The organism is Streptomyces sp. KPB2, from assembly GCF_003950055.1.
Taxonomy (GTDB): domain Bacteria; phylum Actinomycetota; class Actinomycetes; order Streptomycetales; family Streptomycetaceae; genus Streptomyces; species Streptomyces salinarius.
On sequence record NZ_CP034353.1, the window covers coordinates 1,186,650 to 1,206,619 of the forward strand.

At 72.6% G+C, this 19,970-nt stretch carries 16 protein-coding genes; 6 read left to right on the top strand and 10 right to left on the bottom strand.

The window, feature by feature from the left end; genetic code table 11:
- Positions 1-22: 22 nt before the first annotated feature.
- Entirely contained in the window at positions 23-3,631 is a 3,609-nt protein-coding gene (locus tag D1J63_RS05215; protein WP_241235515.1) for a CHAT domain-containing protein, read from the bottom strand.
- Positions 3,632-3,911: 280 nt separating this feature from the next.
- Between D1J63_RS05215 and D1J63_RS05220 the strand changes: the two genes are divergently transcribed.
- Both D1J63_RS05220 and D1J63_RS05225 read left to right on the top strand, forming a co-directional pair.
- A complete protein-coding gene (locus tag D1J63_RS05220) occupies positions 3,912-4,337 on the top strand; it encodes a hypothetical protein (protein WP_125627929.1) in 426 nt (141 codons plus the stop codon).
- Positions 4,334-5,254, top strand: coding sequence for a hypothetical protein (locus D1J63_RS05225; RefSeq protein ID WP_125627930.1), 921 nt, complete (start codon positions 4,334-4,336; stop codon positions 5,252-5,254). The genes D1J63_RS05220 and D1J63_RS05225 overlap by 4 nt, the downstream gene beginning before the upstream one ends.
- 36 nt (positions 5,255-5,290) lie before the next feature.
- Here the strand turns inward: D1J63_RS05225 and D1J63_RS05230 are convergent, their stop codons facing one another.
- Positions 5,291-5,725, bottom strand: coding sequence for a helix-turn-helix domain-containing protein (locus D1J63_RS05230; RefSeq protein WP_206436756.1), 435 nt, complete (start codon positions 5,723-5,725; stop codon positions 5,291-5,293).
- Positions 5,726-5,824: 99 nt separating this feature from the next.
- Between D1J63_RS05230 and D1J63_RS05235 the strand changes: the two genes are divergently transcribed.
- Positions 5,825-6,724, top strand: a complete 900-nt coding sequence (locus D1J63_RS05235; protein ID WP_125627931.1) for an alpha/beta hydrolase — start codon at positions 5,825-5,827, stop codon at positions 6,722-6,724.
- 16 nt (positions 6,725-6,740) lie between these two features.
- Here D1J63_RS05235 and D1J63_RS05240 read toward each other — a convergent pair whose 3' ends face one another.
- The 3 genes from D1J63_RS05240 to D1J63_RS05250 form a co-directional block, all read right to left on the bottom strand.
- Positions 6,741-7,838, bottom strand: a complete 1,098-nt coding sequence (locus D1J63_RS05240) for a sporulation protein (protein WP_125627932.1) — start codon at positions 7,836-7,838, stop codon at positions 6,741-6,743.
- Positions 7,839-7,899: 61 nt separating this feature from the next.
- A complete protein-coding gene (locus tag D1J63_RS05245; protein WP_241235516.1) occupies positions 7,900-9,120 on the bottom strand; it encodes a sporulation protein in 1,221 nt (406 codons plus the stop codon).
- A 660-nt stretch (positions 9,121-9,780) separates the two neighbouring features.
- Positions 9,781-10,689 (bottom strand): NAD(P)-binding domain-containing protein, encoded by a 909-nt coding sequence (locus tag D1J63_RS05250; protein ID WP_125627934.1) that lies wholly within the window; start codon positions 10,687-10,689, stop codon positions 9,781-9,783.
- A gap of 83 nt (positions 10,690-10,772) precedes the next feature.
- Here D1J63_RS05250 and D1J63_RS05255 point away from each other — a divergent pair, with 83 nt between their 5' ends.
- Complete coding sequence (locus tag D1J63_RS05255) at positions 10,773-11,153, top strand: helix-turn-helix domain-containing protein (RefSeq protein ID WP_125635226.1); 381 nt, start codon at positions 10,773-10,775, stop codon at positions 11,151-11,153.
- 85 nt (positions 11,154-11,238) lie between these two features.
- Positions 11,239-11,799 (top strand): pyridoxamine 5'-phosphate oxidase family protein, encoded by a 561-nt coding sequence (locus tag D1J63_RS05260; protein WP_125627935.1) that lies wholly within the window; start codon positions 11,239-11,241, stop codon positions 11,797-11,799.
- 52 nt (positions 11,800-11,851) lie between these two features.
- Here D1J63_RS05260 and D1J63_RS05265 read toward each other — a convergent pair whose 3' ends face one another.
- From D1J63_RS05265 to D1J63_RS05275, 3 genes are all read right to left on the bottom strand, one after another.
- Positions 11,852-12,883 (bottom strand): alpha/beta hydrolase family protein, encoded by a 1,032-nt coding sequence (locus D1J63_RS05265; protein ID WP_125627936.1) that lies wholly within the window; start codon positions 12,881-12,883, stop codon positions 11,852-11,854.
- A gap of 139 nt (positions 12,884-13,022) precedes the next feature.
- Positions 13,023-14,675 carry a phosphodiester glycosidase family protein gene (locus tag D1J63_RS05270; RefSeq protein WP_125627937.1) on the bottom strand — a complete coding sequence of 551 codons (1,653 nt, stop codon included), beginning with the start codon at positions 14,673-14,675 and terminating at the stop codon, positions 13,023-13,025.
- A gap of 129 nt (positions 14,676-14,804) precedes the next feature.
- Positions 14,805-15,590: an SAM-dependent methyltransferase gene (locus D1J63_RS05275; protein ID WP_125627938.1), complete on the bottom strand. Its 786-nt coding sequence runs from the start codon at positions 15,588-15,590 to the stop codon at positions 14,805-14,807.
- Positions 15,591-15,723: 133 nt separating this feature from the next.
- Between D1J63_RS05275 and D1J63_RS05280 the strand changes: the two genes are divergently transcribed.
- Positions 15,724-16,542 (top strand): SAM-dependent methyltransferase, encoded by an 819-nt coding sequence (locus D1J63_RS05280; RefSeq protein ID WP_164712724.1) that lies wholly within the window; start codon positions 15,724-15,726, stop codon positions 16,540-16,542.
- A gap of 37 nt (positions 16,543-16,579) precedes the next feature.
- Here D1J63_RS05280 and D1J63_RS05285 read toward each other — a convergent pair whose 3' ends face one another.
- Both D1J63_RS05285 and D1J63_RS05290 read right to left on the bottom strand, forming a co-directional pair.
- Positions 16,580-18,469, bottom strand: coding sequence for a discoidin domain-containing protein (locus D1J63_RS05285; protein WP_125627940.1), 1,890 nt, complete (start codon positions 18,467-18,469; stop codon positions 16,580-16,582).
- A gap of 130 nt (positions 18,470-18,599) precedes the next feature.
- Positions 18,600-19,958 (bottom strand): GH1 family beta-glucosidase, encoded by a 1,359-nt coding sequence (locus tag D1J63_RS05290; RefSeq protein ID WP_125627941.1) that lies wholly within the window; start codon positions 19,956-19,958, stop codon positions 18,600-18,602.
- Positions 19,959-19,970: the final 12 nt, after the last annotated feature.

The following is a 19,970-nucleotide window of genomic DNA, read 5'->3' on the forward strand; positions in this document are numbered from 1 at the left end:
CCTCTTGTCGTTACCGGTGTCGTCAGGCGCCCGCGTGCACGTGTGCCGCCCACAGGCTGGGACTGGCCGCGAAGGCGGCACGGCACCCGCGGACGGCCTGGTGCAGGGCGTGGGCCGTCCTCGTGTCGTCCAGCTCAGGACCGCCGTCGGCTCCTTCGGCGCACAGCTCCCGGTAGAGGAGGCGTGTGACGCGGACGGCCACCGCGTCGTGCACCGGCCAGAGGGTGCCGACGGCGTTGGGGTATCCCGCGAGCTGGAAGGCGGACGTGATGTGGATGGACTCGTCGGCCAGTTCCCCGCCGCCCCGCGCCGTCTCGCAGGCCGACATCACCGCGAGCCGTGCCGCCGGCAGTTCCAGTCGGGAGATCGCGCTGACCGTCAGGGGCCGGGTCGCGTGGTCGTGCACCAGGAGACGGCCGTTGGAGGGGTCGGCGGGCTCGCTGACGCCGTGGCAGGCGAAGTGCACGCACGGGTGCCGGGGCAGAGCGTCCATCACCCGTTCGAAGGTGGCACGTTCCTCGGACAGCACCTCGGTGGGGAGGAGCCCGCGCAGGATCTCGACCTCGCGCCGTGCGCCGCCGAGCGGCCGGGCACCGGGCGTGTCGGGCAGCGCCACGGCGAGCACCGGGCCGTGCGGGCGGGGGGCGGCGGCGCGGGCCCGGGCGTATTGGAGAGCACCGACGGTCGGCGTGTACGACGAGACCACCCGGTCCATGACCGTCAGCGGCCCCGGTTCGGCCGCCGACCGGGCCGCCACCCGCGGCGTCACCTGAGCCGTCACCCGAGTCGCCGCCCGAGCAGGACCCGGAGCGGGAGCCGGCTCCGGCGCCGCCGGTCGGCCGTCCGGTTCCGCGCGCGGGGCGGTGTCGTGGTGGCCGGCCGCGTGCAGGGGCAGCGAGGCCAGCGCGCCTCCCGGTGACCACCACACCCGCTGCCACTCGCCGTCGGGTGTGGGCCCGTGCAGGCCGAGCCGGTCGAGCACGGGTCCGGTGACGTGGTCCCACGTCCAGGCCAGCACCTCGCCGACGGTCTGCTGGGCCGCCCGGTCGCGGGCGGGATCGGTCGCGTCGGCGAGCGCCCGCTCGAGCCGGTCCGCCTGTTCGCCGACGGCCTGCGGGGTGGCGTACGGCAGGGGGACGAGGAGGACTTCGCCGTCCTTCAGCACGAGGGCGTCACTGCGGAACTCGCTGCAGTAGGCGAGTACCACCGGGCCGTGGTCGGCGCAGGCCAGCAGCGCCCGCAGGTCCGGCAGGCCGAGGAAGTCGGCGAAGCCGGGACGGGTGCGGATCTCGGCGACCAGGTGTTCCAGCGCGACCGCGACGGTGTGCCGCAGATCGGTGGTGTCGGTCGAGAGCCCGCCCCTGACGGCTTCCGCGGTGTCGGTGGCCTCCAGCGCGTCGAGCCGTTGCCGGAGGCGGGAGAAGAGGTCGGCGAGGTCCGGGTGGGCGACGCGCAGTCGTCCCAGCCCGTCGCGGGTGGCCATGGCCCGGCCCAGCAGGACGCCCCGGCCCTGTTCCAGCAGCAGTACGGCGTGCTCCGGCCGGCCGGCGTTGACCGCGCAGGCGGCGGCTTCGGCGGCCAGGCCCCGTACGCGCGACAGGCCGCGTTCCTGATCGCCGCGGACCAGTCGGCCGGAGGTGGTGAACGGCAGGAGCCGCAGGGCCAGTTCGTAGCCCGGCAGGGCGTCGTCCCAGCGGCCGTCCGCTCCGGCTGCGGCGCCCCACTCCCAGGCCGCGAGGACCCGTTCGTAGGCGGGCAGGGCCCTGGTCCCGGCGGCCTGCCGGTAGGCGTCCTGGGCGGCGCGGAGCACTGCCGGGTCACCGTCCCGGTGATGCAGGGCGCGCAGCGCGTCGCCGTACGACTTCAGATAGCCGCCCTGGGTCGCCGTGCCCTCGGTGACGGCCCATACGGCGCGGCCCAGTTCGCTGACGGCCTGCTCCAACTCGCCGGGTTCTTCGGTGGCGTGGTGCTTGGTGAGGCGGGCGGAGCCGAGGTTGGAGAGGATCACCGCGAGGGACGGATCTCCGTAGGGGACCTGCCGGGCGGCCTCCTCCAGCAGTCCACAGGCCTCGTCGAGGTCTGCCACGTCCGCGGTGGACGCGAACCGTGCCCGCAGGGCGTTGGCGAGGTGGTTCATCCGGTCGGCGCGCAGCTGACCGTCCGCGGGCGCCAGCGCCAGTGCCTGACGCGCGACGTCGATCGCCTCGTCGGCGGCCGTGGTGTCGCCGGTCACGTCGTGCCAGCTCTGCAGGACCACTCCCAGATTGGCGAGCCGGGCGGCGTGACGGGACGGCGTGTTCCGGGTCGCGTAGAGCGCCTCCCGGGCCAGTCGGGAAGCTTCCCGCAGGGAGGTCACGTCGTCGGTCTGGATGGCGCGTTCCCGCAGGGTGACGGCGAGGTTCGCGAGGGTTCCGGCGTAGGAGTCCGTGCCGGGCCGCTCCTCGGCGAGGGCGGTGCGCAGGGTGGTGACGGCCTCGTCCAGGAGCGCCGTGTCACCGGTCCGCTGTGCCAGCGCGTGCAGGGTGTTCCCCAGGCTGTTCAGCCTTTTGGCGTGTTCCGGGGTGCCGGGGCGGAAGAATGGCAGGGCCTCCCGCAGCAACGCCGCGGACTCCTCGAGCCACGCCAGCTCGTCGGTGTCCTCGGCGGCCAGGCGGAGGGCGACTCCGAGACCGGCGAGCAGCTCGGCACGGTCCGGGTGACCGGGCGGGCATTCGGCGAGGGCGGTGCGGTGAATGCGCAGCATCTCCACCCGGTGGGCCTCGTCGGGGGCGTGCTCGTGCAACTCGCGGTGGGCCTGGGAGAGGCCGCGCAGGACGAGCAGGCGGGCCGCCCCGCCCCGTGGGACGGCCGGCAGTGCGATGGTCCACAGGTCGATGGCCTCGCGCAGGGCTGCGACACCCCCCTCGAACAGATATGCGTCGTGACGCAGCGAGGCCAGGTTGCCCAGGTAGTCGGGTCGGTCCTCCGCTCCGTCCGGCAGGACGTGGAGGGCGCGCCGTTGGGCGTCCGTCGCGCGCAGAAGATCCGGCAGAGGATCCGTGCCGGCCGGGGTGGCGGGGGCGGTGGGTGCGTCAGGGGTGGTGGGTGCGGCGGAGTCGGGGGGCGCGGGTTGCGTGGCCTGGCCACCCTCCGGGGCCGTGCCGCGGTCGACGGCGATCCGCTGCCGCGTCTGCAGCGTCTGCGCGAGGCCACCGAGCGACTGCGCCGCGGTCTCGGCCTCCTGAGGGAGGCGGGAGGCCCGGTCGAACGCGTCCACCGCCCGGTCCAGGTCCTCGGACCGCCGGTACAGCTCGAACCTCTGCTGGTACGCGAGACCCAGGAGCCGTACGTCCTGCGGTCGCACCGGTTCGCACTCCGCCCGTTCACGGGCCAGGTCGACCAGCGCGTCCAGGTCGTCCGGGCGCCCCAGCAGGGTGTAGCGGGTCTGGAGGGCGACCATGAGGTTGGCGGCGGGCCGGGCGACGGCCCGCCCGGTGTCCGGCGCCGCCGAGCCGAGTAACTGCTGGTAGAGCGCGATCGCCTGGTCGAGGGCAGGCCGGTCGCCCGTGGTGAAGTGGTGGGACAGCAGCCCGTCGGCGCGCGATTCCTCGTCCCGTCCGTCCGCTGCCGGAGCGCGATCCCCGTTGAACACGCCCACCCCCGTGTCACACCGCCGGACCGAGTTCTCTGGGCCCTCCGCGGCCGCCCGTTCTCACGATAGCGAACCGGCCGTGCGCGCGACGGCGTACGGAGAACGAAGAACGGCGTACGGAGGGACGCGTCGTCCGTCGAACCGCTCGTTCGACGGGGTCCGGCCGACAGCCAACGCCTGACACCCAGCACGCAACACTCGACACTCGACGGCCAACAGCCAACAGCCAACGTACAATCGCGGCCGACCGGCATCCTGCGTCCGAGGGGGAACGGTGGAGATGGGGACTGACGGGCGAAGCGCGCCGCGCGGCGGACACGCCCGGCTGGGTGAGCTCTGCCTGCGGCTGACGGACCCGTCGGGATCGCTGCTGCTCGGTGAGCGGGGCCTGCGGCTCGTCGAGTTCATCACCTCGGAACTGCGTACCGGCCGGCACCCCGACGAACTCGACGATGTCTTCGATGAGTTGGAGGAGGAGTTGCTCGCGGCCGGGCACAGCGCCGGTCTGGGCTCCTACCGCACCACGCCGACGCCGCCCACACCCGGCTTCCAGCCGCTCCCGGGCGCCGGGCACCGGCACGCGGCCCTGCACGTGCTGGCCTGCCCGCAGGGTCACTGCGAGCGGGTGGAGGCGCCGGACGCCGATTCCCCGCCCCCCGGCTGCCGGATCTTCGACCAGCCGCTGCGTCCGGTGCCCCTACGGTGACCAGCGGCTTCCTCAGCGCGCTGGGCGGCCGGATCGCCGAACGGTGGCTGGCCGCGCTGGCCCTGCCGGGGCTGCTCTTCCTCTCCGCCGCCACCACGGCCGTGGTCCTCGGTCACGGACACTGGTCGGACCTCGGACGGTTGCGGGACTGGCTCGACACCCTCGCCGACTCCCCCGCGTCCCACAGCGCGGGCAGCGTCGTCCTGGTGGCGGCGGGCGTGTTGGCCGGTGCCGCGGTGACCGGCGCGGCCGCGCAGTCCCTGGGCACGGGCGTGGAGCTTCTGTGGTGCGCGGAGCCGCACGGGCCGGTGCTGCGGCGCCTCGCCGACCGCCGGTCGCGCCGCTGGCGCGCGGCCGACGCCGCCTTCCGTACGGCGCTGGTGACGGCCGGCCGGGCCCGCATCACAGGGGCGGACGACGCGGACCGGCTCGCCGATGTCGCCGAACGCCGTCACGCCGACCGGGAGCGCATCGCCTCGGCACCGCCGCGCCATCCCTTCTGGACCGGCGACCGCCTGGCCGCGCCCGCGCAACGGCTGTGGCGCGCGAAGCAGTTGGACCTGGCGGCCGCCTGGCCCCATCTGTGGCTCCTGGCCTCCGACGGCACGCGTGCCGAACTGCAGGCTGCCCGCCTCCGGTTGACCGCGGCGGCGCGCCTGTGCGCCTGGGGAGCGGGGTATCTGGTGCTGGCGCTGTGGTGGTGGCCCGCGGGACTGGCCGGGGTCGTTGCCGTCGCCTCGGGCGTGCGGCGAGGCCGCGCGGCCGCGGAGGCCTTCGCCGAACTCACCGAGGCCCTGGCCGACCTCCACGTACGCGACTTGGCGACCGCCCTGGGCGTCGAGAGCGCGGGCGTGGACGACCCGGGGCTCGGTGAACGCCTCACCCGGCTGCTGCGCAAGGAGACCCGAGCAGCGTAGGCCGGCCGGTCCCGGCGCCGCGGGGACGGGCGGGGGTCAGTCGGAGGAGGCGGCGTCCTCCCTGCTTCGCCGGTGGGCGCGGTCCACCTCGGCCATGTGCTCCTCGGCCCATTCACGGAGTGCGGCCAGCGGTTCTTCCAGGGTCAGGCCGAGCGGGGTGAGCCGGTAGTACACGCGTGGCGGGACGGTCGCCTCGACCCGGCGGCCGACCAGACCGTCGCGGGCGAGGCCCTGGAGGGTGACCGAGAGCATCTTCTGCGAGATGCCGGCCATCCTGCGCTGCAGTTCCGCGAAGCGCACCTCCTCCGGGGATGCTTCCGCCAGCACCTTGACGGCCATGGACGTCCACTTGGTGCCGATCCGGTCGAGGAGGCGGCGGGTGGGGCACTGCGGGTCGAACAGGTCTCCCCGGACGCTGTCGATGTCGTCGTTCGGGGAGTGCGACGCCCGTGACGTCGAGGAAGGGGTCACCTGTGGCTCACCACCTGTGGGAGAAGTGCGGTCTGGGATCTCTCAGCCTAGTTACCTATCGTTCCCACGTCACCATTGGTAACCGCCTCGGGAGTACCTGTGCCCATCGCCTCACCCCGCCCCTCCGGTCTCCAGCCCCGAGGCGTCGAACTTCGGCGTGTCGCGGTCAACGGCGTCGAACTCAACGTGGCCCTCCTCGGCGAAGGCCCCGCCGTGCTGCTGCTGCACGGCTTCCCGCACACCTGGCAGCTGTGGACCGCCGTCATGGGCCCCCTTGCCGAACGCCATCGCGTGATCGCACCGGACATGCGCGGAGCGGGGGCGAGTACGCGTGCGGCGGGCGGCTACGACGCCGGCACGCTCGCGTCCGACGCCGAAGCTCTGCTGGACGCTCTCGACGTGCGCTCGGCGGCCGTCGTGGGCATCGACGCCGGCACGCCGCCGGCGTTTCTGCTCGCCATGCTCCGACCCGACCTCGTCCGGCGACTCGTGGTCATGGAGTCACTGCTGGGCGGGCTGCCGGGAGCCGAGGAGTTTCTCGCGCAGGGCGCGCCCTGGTGGTTCGGCTTCCACGCGGTGCCGGGTCTCGCGGAGACGGTGCTGAGCGGGCACGAGGCCCAGTACGTCGACTGGTTCCTGGACACCGGTTCCCTCGGAGCGGGGGTCGATCCCGCCGTCCGGGACGCCTTCGTGCGGGCGTACACCGGGGCCGACGCCTTGCGCTGCGCCTTCTCGTACTACCGGGCCCTGCCCACGAGCGGCGAGCAGATCGCGGCGTCCGTCGACGGTGGGCGGTTGACCGTCCCCACGATGGCCGTCGGTGCCCGTCCGGTGGGCCGGGCCCTGGAACGGCAGCTGCGGCCGGTCGCCGATGATCTGGTCGGCCACGTGATCGAGGACTGCGGGCACATCATCCCGCTGCATCGTCCGGAAGTGCTGCTCCGCCTTGTCGAGCCGTTCCTCGCCCCGGGCCCTCGGGGCTTGCCTCCCAGGGGCTGAGGGGACGCTGCCCTGCCTACGCCACGGGGGTGTTCAGTTCGTGCCGGACCCGCGAGAGGAAGGTGTCCACCGCGCGCAGGCCCCGGTGCGGGGTCAGGCCGTGGACGAGCCGGAGCACGTAGTCGCGGGCGCGGCGGGAGTCGACCTGGCGCAGGATGTCCACCGAGCGGTGTCCGACGGCCAGGCTCTGTTCCAGGTCTCCTGCCTTGAGGTGGGCGGTGGCGACGACCGCGAGACGCATGCCCACGGATCGGGTGAAGGCGTTCGGCGCCATCGCCTCCGCCTGCGCGTGCCAGGCCAGACACGCCCGGGAATCGCCGAGGTCGCGGTGGATCTCGGCGGCGTCGGCGGCGAGACGGGGGTGGGTGAGGAAGTCGAGCCACTCCGGTCCGCCGCCGGGGCGTGCCGCGTCGAGGAGACGTTCGGCGGACGCGAGGGCGATACCGGCCGACCTGCCGTCGCTCGCGCGGGCGTGCGCGCGGGCTTCGACGAGCCGGGTGAACGCGAGGGCCCGGGTGCTCGCGTGGTGCGTGGCCGGGCCGAGTGCGCCCTGGATCATGTCGAGGGCCGTGGCGGGACGGCCGTAGAGGGCGGCGTGCAGCGCCATGGTGGCCAGGACATACGTGATCGCGTCCGGGTCCTCCGCCGCGCGTGCCCAGTACAGGGCACGGTCGAAGTGCCGGCGTGCGGCGGCGTGCCGCCCGGTGTCGAGCGCCGCCCAGCCGGCCAGCCGGGCCAGTTCGGCGCAGATGGCGCACAGCTCGTGCTCGCGAGTGGGCGGGAGGGGCCGGCCGAACAGGGGCAGGGCCCACTGGTCGAGCAGATGACCCGCGGCCTGGGCCTGCGCGCTGCCGCCGCCGTAGCGGGAGTCACCGTGCCGGACGGCCGCGGCGGCGCGGTGCAGGGCCGCGATCTCCTCCCGTCGGACGCCGTGGCGGTCCGACGGTCCGGCCGGCCGCTCCGGAAGCCGGCCGTGGAGGGGCAGGGCGGCGGCAAGGGCGCCGCCGGACGCCGCGGAAAGGAGTATTCGACGGTTGGGACGACGGTTGAGGTGAGAAGAACGGCTGAGGTGGGGGAAAAGGTTGAGGCCGTTGGGACGGTTCGGTCGGTTCACAGGACGCCTCCCGTCGGTCGGCTGTCTACTCAGGCTGCTGTCGGCTCAGGCTGGTGTCGGCTCAGGCTGCTGTCGCGAGCTGCCCGGCCAGGTCCCGTACGTCTTTCAGGTAGGCGACCACGGCGGGTTCGCGGCGCCAGGGGGCGAGCGACTCGGTGTAGATCTTCAGATAGTCGAGTCCTCGGATGCTCTGGAGCCGGGCGAACAGCCGCAGGGACTCGCCTCCCAGCCGCAGCGAGTGCTCCAGTTCGCCCGACTGGGCGTGGGCGGTGGCCAGGACGGACAGCCGGATGCCGCGGGAGCGCGCGTAGGCGTCTCCGGGCATCGAGCCCAGGGCGTGCCAGGAGAAGGTGGCCCGGGGATGCCCGAGGTCGCGGAAGATCTCCGTGGCGTCGGTGACGATCCGCTGCCGGGAGAAGAACTCGATCCAGGGCCGCTCGCCGACGCCCTCCGCCGCTCCCCGTTCCTGGAGCCGCTCGGCGGTCGCCAGACAGGAGGCGGCTGCCCGGGCGTCGCGCTGCCGGGCGTGGGCGCGTGCCTCGATGAGCTTGGCGAATCCCAGCACGCGCGGGTCGGCGGTGGGGACCCGCTCGTAGGCGCCCTGGGCCATGTCGATGGCCTGGGAGGTGAAGCCGCGCATCAGCGCCTGCATCGCCATGGTGCTGAGCACGTACGAACCCAGATGCACGTCGCTGCCCGCCTTGGCCAGCCGCAGCGCCTGGACGAAGTGGCGCTGGGCCACCTGGTGCTGGCCGGCGTCGAAGGCGGTCCATCCGGCGAGCCTGGCCATTTCGGCGGTCACCGAGAACAGGTCGCGTCCGTCCTGCTCGGTGTACCGGCCGTCCAGGAGCGGAGTGACCCGTTCGTACAGATAGGCGGTGAGCGAGCGGGACTTCCAGGTCGCGCCGCCGAACCGGGAGTCCCACAGCCGGGCGGAGTCGGCCGCTTCCCGCAGTTCCTGGATGTGTGTTCGGTCGACCGTGATGCGGCCGGAGGGGGGTGACAGGGGTTCGGTCGGGTTGACGAGCCACCGGGTCACCGGTTCCGAGAAGACCGAGACCACGAAGGGAGAGCTGGCGAGGAAGGTCCGCCGGTTCACTGTGCTCCAATACGACGATGCTTCGCTGATCGCGTCGCGTTGGCCCCTGGGGAACTCGAGACCGGCGTCGCGGTCGAGATGCCCCGGCCGCTCCATGCCGATCTCTCCCAGGCCGACCGGTCTGCCCAGTCCCTCGGCCAGCACGGCGCAGATGTGCTGCGGTACGGGCCAGCGCGGGCGCACGCCTCGCCGGCACCAGTTGGCCACGGAGGTGTGCGTGTATTCGCTGGTGATTCCGTGCGAGAGGCAGATCTGATTGAGGCGGTGGGCAAGTCTTTTATGACTGATTCCGGATTCCTCGATCAGACTCTCCAGCCGGAGATTCCGCTTCGGTCGGGATTGCTTCTCCGCGGCCACGTCAGTCACGTGTGCCCACCTCCTCCGAGGGCCGACTACGCGTTAACGCCACTATAGGGGCGTCCAGTTGGCATGAGCGTCGACCGCGATTCATGAGCCCCCTCATGAGCCCTGCAGAGGCTTCCCGGGGGCTGATCTCCTGATGAAACACAACCCGGTTTCCCAGGAGGGAGAAGATCGTGCGAAAGAACGGAAAGACGAATTCCGGGCGGGGCGGGCAGGGCCGCGCCAGGCGTTGGATCGCTCTTGCGGCTCGGTGGTCCGCCGCGTTGCTGTCCGCCTATGTGCCCTTGGTGGAACAGCTGCCGCCCCTGGTGCCGGCCTTGCTGGTGAACGTCCTGGCCCTGCTGGCCGGGGTACACGCGCTCCTGCCGTTCGACGGCGCTCCGGGAACGGTGCCGACGGGCGAACCCACGGTGCCGGCCTGCCGTTTCGACTCCGATCGGTGTGTGCGCACCGCCGCCGTCCGCCACCCGGTGCGGTCCGTCAGTGCGGGGCGCGGATGCTGTCGATGATGCGCGTCCAGTTGTCGCTGCCGTGGCCGTTCTCGATCGCTCGGCGGTAGTGGCCCTGGACGGCCGTCGGGAGGGCGAGGTCGAGGCCGAGTGCCGTGCTGGTGTCGACGATGTGGTCGGAGGTCGCGCCCATCATGGTGACCGTGCTGAGGTGGCCGGGGTGTTCACCGGCGTCGAGGGCGGCGCCGGGGTGTTCCTCGCCCGCGCGCAGCATGTCGCCGATGGAGTCGGCGGAGGACAGCAGCTCCGGCAGCGCCTCCCGGGCCTTCAGTCCCGCGGTTCCCAGCATCGCGGTGGCGTGCATCAGGCCGGACAGGGTGGTGAGGAAGACGGCGAGTTGGGCCTGGTACATCAGCTGGGCGAGGCCCGGTTCCTCGCCCAGGTGTTTCGGGGTGCCCAGCAGGGTCAGCACGTCCCGGTGCTTCTCCAGCAGTTCCCCGGGGCCGCTGTAGTAGATGTGGGCCGCGTTCGTGCCGACCATGGGTGCGGGGGCCATGACGCCTCCGGTGAGGAAGGCGGCGCCGTGACGGGCGGCCCACGCCGCTGCCTCGCGTGTGCGGTCGGGGGTGTCGGAGCTGAGGTTGACCAGGGTGCGCCCGGCCAGCGCTTCGGTGACGTCGTCGAGGATGTCGTACATCGCCTGGTAGTCGGTGAGGCTGAGCAGTACCAGTTCGCTCGCCTCGACCGCCTCGCGGGGTGTCGGAGCGTGCGTCGCGCCGGCGCCGACGACGCCGGCGGCTCGACTAGCCGTGCGGTTCCAGACGGTGACCGGGTGGCCCGCGGTCAGGAGGGTGTGGGCGATGGCCCGGCCCATCGGGCCGAGTCCGATCACGGAAACGGGAGTGGCGGGGCTGGTGGAGCGGTCCTTGTGTGCGTTCACCCCTTCATCCTCGACGGGCACGGGTAGCCTCGGAAGTACCCACTTTTTTCTGCGATACCAACCATTTGGTAAGGGGCTGAATGATGGCCAAGGGGTCGAGGTCCGGGCCGTACGTCTGCGGCATCGACGCCGCGCTCGACGTGGTCAGCGGCAAGTGGAAGGGCCTGATCCTCTGGGAGCTCGACGCACACGGAGTACGCCGTTTCGCCGAGCTCCGCCGGGGGCTGCCGGGCGTGAGCGAGAAGATGCTCACCCAGCACCTGCGGGAGATGGAGGCGGACGGGCTCGTCCACCGGGAGGTGTACGCCGAGGTGCCGCCGCGCGTGGAGTACTCCCTGACCGAGCACGGACGCACACTCAATCAGGCCCTCGGACCGCTCGGCGCGTGGGGCACGGAGCGGATACGTCGCGAGGGGTGCGAGCAGAGGCAGCCGCAGCCGGGCACGCGTTCCTCGCGGCGCTGATCGGATCGGTGTCCCCCGCCGGGCGTACCGATGATGTCCGGGCCGGCCGGCAGTCGTTACGGGGACGAGAGCGAGGAGATCTGCCATGTCCATGGAACAACCGGCCGTACGGCGACCCACGACCGAGCTCGACGCCCGTTACAGCTCCGCACTCAATCCCCGTCCGGGCACCGCGGAGGTCACGGCCACCGAGTGGGCCGAGGCCCGACGGCGCGTGGCGGCCGCCGAGATCTTCTGGGTGGTCACGGTGCGACCCGGCGGCGGGCCGCACGTCACGCCGGTGATCGCCGCCTGGCACGACGATGTGCTGTATTTCTCCACCGGACCGGGTGAGCAGAAGGCCCGGAACCTGGCCCGTGACGCGCACTGCGCTCTGCTCACGGGTACGAACTCGCTCACCGACGGGTTCGACCTGGTGGTCGAGGGGGAAGCGGCGCCGGTCGGTGATCCGGCGGTGCTGGAGCAGGTGATCGCGGCGTACGAGGCCAAGTACGGGGCGCACATCACGTCAGCGGAGGGCACCTTCCACGGGATCGGCGACGCCATGCGGAGCGGGGACGCGGTGCTGTTCGCCGTCTCTCCTGTCACCGCGTATGGGTTCGGCCGGGACGAAGGGGTCTACAGCCATACGCGGTGGTCGTTCTGAGGAACGGCAGTCCGCCGCCAGGGGGCGGGGCCCGGCTCGGGCGAGTACGGAATCAGCCGCCGTCGGTGCCCAATGCCCCCAGCAGCATCGGCAGGGACGCGTGCAGCTCGCGCTCCCAGTAGGCCCAGCCGTGGGTCCCCGGGCCGTAGAAGTGGGTCGTCACGTGCCTCGCGCCCACGCGCTTCAGCTCGGCCGCGAGCGCGTGGTTCTGGCGGTTGAAGTCGGCCTCCAGGGCGCTCGTGGCACCCGGTGGGTCCAGGGGGCCGGTGGTGCCGTCGCCGCAGGACAGGTAGACGGGGATCGACCGCAGGCGCTTGGCGAGGTGGAAGGGGTCGTGGGCCTGCCAGATGCCGCGTTGGGCGACCGGGTCGCCCCAGACGCGGAGCGGGTCGGTGTCCTGGCCGGCGAAGAAGCCCATGATGCGGTCGACCGACTCGTCGTTGAGGAGGGGGTGGGCCGAACCGGAGTACGCCGCCGTTGCCTTGAACATTCCGGGATGCCGGGCCGCGTACAGCAGGGCGCCCTGGCCGCCCATGGACAGGCCGGCGACCACGCGGTTGCTGCTCGCACCCCAGTCGCGCTCCAGGAGGTGGCGCAGTTCCTTCGTGTGGAACGTCTCCCATGCCGGGTCGCCGCCCCGGCCGTAATTCCACCAGTCGCTGTACCAGCCGTTCCAGCCCGCCTCGGGCATCACGACCAGGACGTCGCGCAGGCTGTCGGTCTCCGCCACGTCCGTCATGCTCGTCCACGACGTGTAGTCGCCGCAGCAGCCGTGCAGGAGCCAGAGGGTGGGCCAGTGCTGCCGATGGCGTCGGTCGTACGGGTTCCAGCCGTCGGGGGTGAGGAGCCGGACTTCGACCGTGCGGCCGCCCAGGGCCGTCGACCGCACCGACAGGTCGACCTGCCGGTCGGCGACCCGGGTGACGGCGACGACCTCGGCGCCGGGGCGGTCGGCCCCGGTCTCCGGCTTACCGGCGGCCAGGGCCCCTGGGGCGGTCGGCGTCAGGACGGCCAGCAGGACGGCGAGGACCAGGAGGAGTCTGGCTCGCAGCGGGGTGAGGACGGCGGGCACGTTCGCGAACACGGCGGCTCCCTGGGTGGGTTGCTGTGCATCGTGCGTAGTGCATCGTGCGTAGTCCGTAGTGCGTAGTGCGTAGTGCTTTGTACGTGGAGCGTTGTACGTGGCGCGTGGTGCGTCCGAAGGGCGGTCGTGGCGGACCCGGTCAGGTGTCGTGCCGGTGCGGCAGGATCAACAGCGCGTCGCCGACCGGGCGTTCGCCCGCCGCGTCCGAGGGGGAGTTGAGTACGGCGCCCTCGGCCACCATGGTCGTCGAACCTCCCCCGTCCAGGTTGACGGCGTCGCGCAGACCGAGCGACCTCGCGACCGCCGCGCTCTCGCCGATGCTGAGTCCGAGCGAGTCCGTGCTGCGGCCGTCGGCGGTGACGAGGACGGTGCGGCCCGCGCCGTCCACCCCGGCCAGGGTGCGCGGGTTGCGCTTGTGGACCCAGCCGTAGTACCAGCTCGGGTCGCCCGGGTGCACCATGCCGTCGGTGGCGGGGGTGACGTGGATACGGCCGTCGCGGACCAGCTCGGGACCCGCGTTCACGATGTCGGTACGGGGCGAGGGGGACATCCGGCGGCCTCGGTCGTCCAGCAGGGTCGTGCTCACGCGCAGGCGGTCGCCCACGTGGGCCAGGGCCGTCAGGTCGGCGACGCGTTCGCCCGTCGCCTGGACCGAGCTGCCGCCCCTGGGGATCGTTCCGCCGCGGGGTGAGCGCAGCTCCACGACCCGCTCGTGGGCGTCCAGCACGGCCTCCAGACCTTCGCCCCCGGGCGTGCGGTCGCCGTACTCCGGGGTGAAGGTGACCAGCTCGTCGGGGTTGGTGCAGGTGACGTCGTGCAGCGGGAGCGACGTCGGGGTGTCGCCCGCGCTGCCGCCGCAGTTCCTGATCAGGCCGGGTACGCGGTTGACGCCGTTCAAGGGGAGGGAGGCGGCCCGGGCGGCGACCCGGCCTTGCCAGGTGAGACGGGCGATCTCGGTGCGGCGGCCGTCGTCGTGAACGACGAGGGCCGGGCGTCCCGCCACCGGTTCGCTCAGCAGGCGGCCGTCGTACACGCCCACTCCGGCGGGGTCGCCCGGTGCGCCGGCCTTGGGGTCGAGGACGAAGAAGCCGGCGTTGACCGCGGCCGTCGCGGCTGCCGACGCCGACAGCGCGCTGGTCGTCTCGCGGTCCTCCAGGTCGGGGCCGTACGACGCGTCGAGGGTGCCGCGGAACGTGCGCGGGTCGATGGTGAGTACGTCGACGCGCCACGGGCCCCGGTCCGTCGTCCCGCCGTCCCAGCCGGTGTAGACGGCCGAGCCCGAGTACCCGGCCGCTCTCAGGCGGGTGCGTTCGGCCGTCGCGGCGCTCTGCGAGTCGAAGGTGCCGATACGGACCCGCCGGCCGAGGGTGCCGCCCCGGTAGTCGGCCGTCGCGGGTGTCGTCACCACCTCCACCCTCGCGTCGAACCCGTCCCGCCGCAGTTCGGCGGCCAGTTCGTCGGCGCTCGCCCGGTCCTTGAGGGCCGTCGGCGGCGCGTCGGGGTCCGGGGACGTGTCGCCGCCGGGGATGGACGCCTCGACGGTCCAGTGCAGGGCCGGGTCGTCGGCGTTCCCGCGCACGATGCGGGTGAGGGTGACGCCCGGCTGGAGGGTGGTCGTGGTGCGGCGCTCGGGGAGGTCGGCGGGGCCCAGGGGGAGGGCGTGCCGTGCCGTCGGCGGGTGCCCGCCGGGGTGCGGGGACGCCATGGCGGCCGGCGGAAACGCGGCCGGTGCGGTGAGGGCGCCGAGAAGGACGCCCGTGGCGGCCCACAGCCGCCGCTTCCTCTGATTCATCTGTCGTCCCGTCTCACGCCGACCACGGACACCGACCGACCCATGCTGCGCACAAGTATCGGCCGGTTCCCGTCGGCGTCAAGGAGGCCCCGGAGGAGGGGAGGTTCGACGGGTTCGCCCTCGGCCCGGTCAGGGGATGCGCGCCACGCCCGCGTAGAAGCCGCTGCGTTCCCACACCGGTGCCGGTTCCTCCTGGTACCACTCGGTCGCGAACACCAGGCCGGGCTCGACGAGTTCGAGGCCGGAGAAGAAGGGCTCGACCTCGCTCCGGGTGCGCATCCGCAGCGGGATGGCCCCCTTCTTGTAGGCGGACTCGGTCTCCTGCCGCAGCTCCGGGTGCTGGTCCGCGGTGCCGTGCGAGAGGAGCAGGTAGCTGCCGGAGGGAAGGGTGTCCACGAGGGTGCTCACGACACGGTACGGGTCCTCTTCGTCGGGCAGGAAGTGCAGGAGCGCGATCAGGGAGAGGGCGATCGGGCGGTCGAAGTCCAGTACCTCGCGGGCGCGTTCGAGGATCGTCGCGGGCTGTCGTACGTCCGCGTGGAGGAAGTCCGTGACCCCCTCCGGGGTGCTGGTCAGCAGCGCCTCGGCGTGCCGGAGGACGATCGGGTCGTTGTCCGCGTAGACGATCCGGGCGTCCGGCCTGATCGCCTGCACGATCTGGTGCAGGTTGGGTTCGGTGGGGATGCCGGTGCCGATGTCCAGGAACTGGTCGACGCCGTTCTTCGCCAGCCAGGCCGCCGCGCGGTGCATGAACGCCCGGTTCCGGGCCGCGTTGCCGCGTGCCTCGGCGGGGAGCGTCTCGCCGACCCGCTGGTCGACGGGGTAGTTGTCCTTCCCGCCCAGCAGCCAGTCGTAGACACGGGCCGGGTGGGGCTTGCTGGTGTCGATGTGGGGTCTGGGTGTACCGGCGGTCACAGGACACTCCTCCGTACGCGGAACGGCATCGTCGGCTCGCCAGCCTAAGATGATGTTCCGACCGGCGCTCACCCAGCTGCTCGTCACTCCGGCGCCTTGGGTGGCCCACGAGTTGAGGACGGAGTCAGGCCGCATGACCTCCCTGAGCAGTGGCGAGAGCGCCGCCCACCCCGACCGGATCGACACGAGCAGGCCCCATCCCGCGCGGATGTACGACTACTTCCTCGGCGGGAAGGACAACTACGAGGTCGACCAGAGGGCCGCCGAGCAGTTCATGAAGGCGGCCCCCGAGGTGCGTGAGGGAGTGCTCGCCAACCGGCACTTCATGCACCGGGCGGTGCGGCACGTGGTGGCCGAGGGCGGCGTCCGCCAGATACTCGACGTGGGCACCGGCCTGCCCACCGAACCCAACGTGCATCAGATCGCGCGGTCCGTCGCGCCCGGGACCCGGGTCGCGTACGTCGACAACGACCCCATCGTCGCCACCCATTCGAGGGCCCTGTCGGACGACCCGGACACCGCCGTGGTCCTGGCCGACCTGCGCGACCCCCGCGCGATCCTCGACCACCCCGAGGTGCGCGCGGTCATCGACTTCGACCAGCCGGTGGCGCTGCTGCTGGTCGCCGTCGTGCACTTCGTGGCCGACGCGCAGGACCCGGCGGGCATCGTCGCCACCCTGCGCGACGCGCTGCCCGCCGGTTCCTACCTCGTTCTCTCGCACGCGACGGGTGACGTCCACGAGGACCGGCGCGAGGACGCGGCGGCCGTCTACAACAAGGCCACCGCGTCCCTCAACCTGCGTTCGCACACGCAGGTCCTCGATTTCTTCGGGGACTTCGCGATGGTGGAGCCGGGGCTGGTCCGCGTCACCGACTGGCGCCCCGAGGAGGCACGGCGTCCCGACGCCCCGCCGATCGGCATCTACGGCGGAGTGGCACGAAAAGGGGCCTGACGCACGGCGGCGGCCCGGCCCCGCCCGGCAGGGCCGGCTACCCCTTCTGCTCCACCCGCACCCAGTCCACCTCGGCCCGCACTCCCCCGGCCGCGATCCGGTCCACGCTGGACTGCGGCAGCCCCCAGTAGGGACTGGTGACCTGGTTCCAGCCCGCCGGGTAGGCGCCGCCGAGGGCGAGGTTCAGGATGACGTACTGGTCGTGGTCGAAGACCCAGGCGCCGCGCGTCGACTCCAGTTTGTTGCGGGTCGTCTCCTGGACCACGCGGTCGTCGACGGAGAACTTCATGCCGGTCGGCGTCCACTCCACCGCGTAGGTGTGCCACTGGTCGGCCCGGCCGCCGCCCGGGTACACCTGGCGGGCGCCGATGTTGCCGTCGGCCGAGTAGCCGGGGCCGTGCAGGGCGCTGCTGGTCCAGTCGCCGTAGCCGATGTTCTCCATGATGTCGGTCTCGCCGGAGGCGGGCCAGGACACGGAGGGGTCGTCGACGTTGCTGCCGAGCAGCCAGAAGGCGGGCCAGAAGCCGTCGCCGACGGGGAGTTTCATGCGGGCGCTGACCCGGCCGTAGGTGAAGTCGAACTTGGTGTTGGTGTCGATGCGGCCGGAGGTGAAGTCGTAGGTGCCGCCGCCCGCCTTGGTGCAGCCCTTGCAGTGCTCGGCGCGCAGGACCAGGGCGCCGTTCTCCAGGCGGATGTTGTCGGCCGAGTCGACGTAGGCCTGCGCCTCGCCGTTGACCGAGCCCATCTCGGTGCCGGTGCGGACGACGCGCCACTTGCCGCGGTCCAGCGCGGCCGAGGAGAAGTCGTCGAAGAACGTGGTCCGGTAGGTGCCGGACTGTTCGCCGGGCAGCACCGGGTAGGCGGCGGCCGCGCTGCCTCCGGTGCCCCAGACCTCGAACTCGTAGAGTGAGTAGCCGAACTGTGCGGTGGCCGGGGCCGGGTTGTAGAAGGAGCGGCGTTCCTTGCCGAGCATGCGGACGTAGCGGCCGGTGACGGGCTGGGGCAGGCGCACGGTGTCGTGGCGGCCGGTGGCCTCTCCCGGGGACTTGACGTCGGCCCGGCGGGCGGCGACCTCGTCGGCGGAGGGGCGGTACACGGTGCGCCAGGTGCGGTTGTCGTCGGAGACCTGGAGCGCGTAGTCGACGGCGTAGGCCGCCTCCCAGTACAGGTCGACCGTGTCGATCGTGGACGTGGCGCCGAGGTCGACGGAGACCCAGCGGTCGGCGTTCCAGTCGCTGGACCAGCGGGTGGCGTCGCCCTTGAGGTCGGCGGGGCGGCCGCCGTCGGTGACGAACGCCGGTGAGGTGCCCGCGTGCTGGTAGACGTTCGAGTACGCGGGGTGGTTGAGGGCGAGGTTGGTGCGGGTGGTGGAGGCGGGGACCGGTTCGCCGCCGTAGACCTTGAAGGAGTAGAGGGAGTAGCCGTAGGGGGTGGCGCGTTCGATGCCGCGCATGCGGACGTAGCGGGCCCGCACCTCCTGCGGGTAGGTGTGCGCGGTGACCGAGCCTCCGGTGCCTGCGGTCTCGGTGTAGAAGGGCGTCCAGTCGGTGCCGTTCGTGGACGCCTCCAGGACGTACCTCTTGCCGTGGGCCGCCTCCCAGTCCAGCGTCACCCGGTCGACGCGGATCGTCGTGCCGAGGTCGACGCGGATCCAGGCGTCGTCGGTGAAGTCGCTGGACCAGCGGGTGCCGCCGTCGCCGTCGAAGGCGAGGCCGGGCGCGGTGCCGGCGTTCTCGGCGGCCGAGGCGGTGACCGCGGCCGGGTCGGCGGCGTAGGCGGAGGCCGCGCGGTCGGTGTCCCAGGCCGCTGCGGCGGCGGCCGACGGTTCGGCGGCGGCCGGGGCGGCGGCGGTGAGGGACGGGACCGCGGCCAGCAGGGCGAGCGCGGTCAGGGCGGTGAGGAGAGTGCGGGGGGTACGGGACGGCATGCGGCTTCTTCTCCTTGGGACGATTCGGGGATGTCGTGAACCTGACAGAATCGTTCGTGCGGGTGAACCGTGCGCCGTGGTGGGCGCGGACTCCCGCATCCGCACCCACCACGGGGTCCGTGGCCGGTTCTCAGGCGGCCTTGCGCTCCCTCCCCCGCGCCCGGCCGATGAGGTCCGCGTAGTGGTGTCCGCTGCCCTTGATGGTGCGGACCTGGGTGGCGTAGTCGACGTGGACCAGGCCGAAGCGCTTGTCGTAGCCGTACGCCCACTCGAAGTTGTCCAGCAGCGACCAGGCGAAGTAGCCGGCCAGCGGGGCTCCCCTGCGGGCGGCGGAGGCGCAGGCCGCGAGGTGGGCCGTCAGGTACTCCTGGCGCTCGGGGTCGTCGATCGTGCCGTCGGGGCGGATCACGTCCGGGAAGGCGGAGCCGTTCTCGGTGACGTACAGCTTGCGTGCCCCGTACTCCTCGGTCAGGCGCAGCAGCAGGTCCTCGATGCCCCCGGCGTCGATCTCCCAGTCCATGCCGGTGCGCGGGACGCCGACGCGGCGGACGGTGCGCACGTGCGGGGCGGGCCCGGTGGGGTCGTCGGCGACGGTCTGGGGGAAGTAGTAGTTCAGGCCCAGCCAGTCGAGTGGGGCACCGATGAGCTGCGTGTCGCCGGGGAGTTCGGGGAGTTCGACGCCGTAGAGCTCGCGCATGTCCTCGGGGAAGCCGCGGCCGTGGACGGGGTCCAGCCACCAGCGGTTGGTGTGGCCGTCCATGCGGCGGGCGGCGGCGAGGTCCTCGTCGCGGTCGGTGGCCGCGTGGATGGTGGAGAGGTTGTTGACGATGCCCACCTGGGCGTCCGGGGCCGCCGCGCGGATGGCCCGCATCGCCAGTCCGTGGCCGAGGAGCAGGTGGTAGGAGGCGCGGACCGCCGCGGTCAGGTCGGTCCACCCGGGGGCCATCTTGCCCTCCAGGTGACCGATCCAGGCCGAGCACAGCGGCTCGTTGAGGGTGGCCCAGTGGCCCACGCGGTCACCGAGGCGTTCGGCGACCACGGAGGCGTACGACGCGAAGTGCTCGGCGGTGGCGCGCTCCGGCCAGCCGCCGCGGTCCTGGAGCGCCTGGGGCAGGTCCCAGTGGTAGAGGGTGACGGACGGGGTGATGCCGGCGGCCAGCAGGTCGTCGACGAGCCGGTCGTAGAAGGCCAGGCCCTTGGCGTTGACCGGGCCGTCGCCGCCGGGCACGACGCGCGGCCAGGCGACGGAGAGGCGGTAGGCGTTGGTGCCGAGGCGCCGCATCAGCTCGATGTCCTCGTGCGTGCGGTGGTAGTGGTCGCAGGCGACGTCGCCGTGGTCGTTGTTGTCGATCTTCCCGGGGGTGTGCGAGAAGGTGTCCCAGATCGACGGCGCACGTCCGTCCTCCGCCACGGCTCCCTCGATCTGGTACGCCGATGTGGCCGTGCCCCACAGGAAGTCGTCCGGGAGTGCGGCGAAGTCGATGGTCACGAAGGTCCTTTC

Excerpts from the sequence above, each read along its gene's own strand:
- D1J63_RS05220 (WP_125627929.1), top strand. The coding sequence starts at position 3,912 with ATGGGGACTGACGGGCGAAGCGCGCCGCGCGGCGGACACGCCCGGCTG.
- D1J63_RS05255 (WP_125635226.1), top strand. The coding sequence starts at position 10,773 with ATGGCCAAGGGGTCGAGGTCCGGGCCGTACGTCTGCGGCATCGACGCC.
- D1J63_RS05260 (WP_125627935.1), top strand. The coding sequence starts at position 11,239 with ATGTCCATGGAACAACCGGCCGTACGGCGACCCACGACCGAGCTCGAC.
- D1J63_RS05270 (WP_125627937.1), bottom strand. The coding sequence starts at position 14,675 with ATGAATCAGAGGAAGCGGCGGCTGTGGGCCGCCACGGGCGTCCTTCTC.
- D1J63_RS05280 (WP_164712724.1), top strand. The coding sequence starts at position 15,724 with ATGACCTCCCTGAGCAGTGGCGAGAGCGCCGCCCACCCCGACCGGATC.
- D1J63_RS05285 (WP_125627940.1), bottom strand. The coding sequence starts at position 18,469 with ATGCCGTCCCGTACCCCCCGCACTCTCCTCACCGCCCTGACCGCGCTC.